Source organism: Mesorhizobium sp. M7A.F.Ca.CA.004.12.1.1, from assembly GCF_003997835.1.
GTDB lineage: Bacteria > Pseudomonadota > Alphaproteobacteria > Rhizobiales > Rhizobiaceae > Mesorhizobium.
The window spans coordinates 1-927 of the sequence record NZ_RZRK01001322.1; the positions used below are offsets into that span (position 1 = coordinate 1).

Here is a 927-nt window from a genome sequence, read left to right on the forward strand (position 1 = left end):
GATTTCGAAGGGTTTTCAACCAATCTCGACCGGCTCGGTGAGATCACCGGCTGCGACACCGGCAATTGGGCCGGCTATCTCGATGCGCATCGCCAGCGGCGTGCCTTCTTCAAAAGCTTCGGCGCGACTTCGTCGGATCATGGCCATCCGACGGCCGAGACCGCCAATCTTTCGGATGCGGCGGCGCAAGAGCTGTTCAATCGGATTCGCCGTGGTTCCGACGATGAGCGCGAGCGAAAACTGTTCCGCGCCCAGATGCTGACCGAGATGGCCAAGATGAGCCTCGACGATGGACTGGTCCTGCAGATCCATCCCGGCTCCTGGCGCAATCATTCGCCCGCGATCTTCCAGAAATTCGGCCGCGACAAGGGTTTCGATATCCCGACCAGGACCGATTATGTGACGGCGCTGAAGCCGCTGCTCGACTGCGTCGGGCTGGAGCGCGACCTCACCGTCATCCTGTTCACGCTCGACGAGACCAGTTATGCGCGCGAGCTGGCGCCGCTGGCCGGTGTCTACCCGGCGCTGAAGCTCGGGCCGGCATGGTGGTTCCACGACAGCCCGGAAGGCATGCGGCGCTTCCGCGAGATGACCACCGAGACGGCCGGCTTCTACAACACCGTCGGTTTCAACGACGACACCCGTGCCTTTCCATCGATCCCGGCGCGTCACGATGTGGCGCGGCGAGTCGACTGCGCGTTCCTGGCGCGTCTCGTCGCCGAGCATCGGCTGCGCGAGGACGAGGCGCATGAGCTGGCGCGGGAACTGACCTATACGCTGGCGAAAAAGGCGTATCGGCTCTGAAGGGGCAACTCGCCCGCAATGCAAAGGGAGGAAACCATGTTGCATTTTTCAAGACTGACGGGAGTTGCGCTACTCGCCGCCGCACTGATGGCCGGAACGGCAAGCGCCCAGACGGTTCTGCGC

The 927-nt window shown here is 63.2% G+C and carries 1 protein-coding gene; it reads left to right on the top strand.

The window, feature by feature from the left end; translation table 11 throughout:
• On the top strand, positions 1 to 804 hold an 804-nt coding region (locus EN984_RS36120; protein ID WP_164765992.1), incomplete at its 5' end, for a glucuronate isomerase.
• Positions 805 to 927 lie beyond the last annotated feature (123 nt).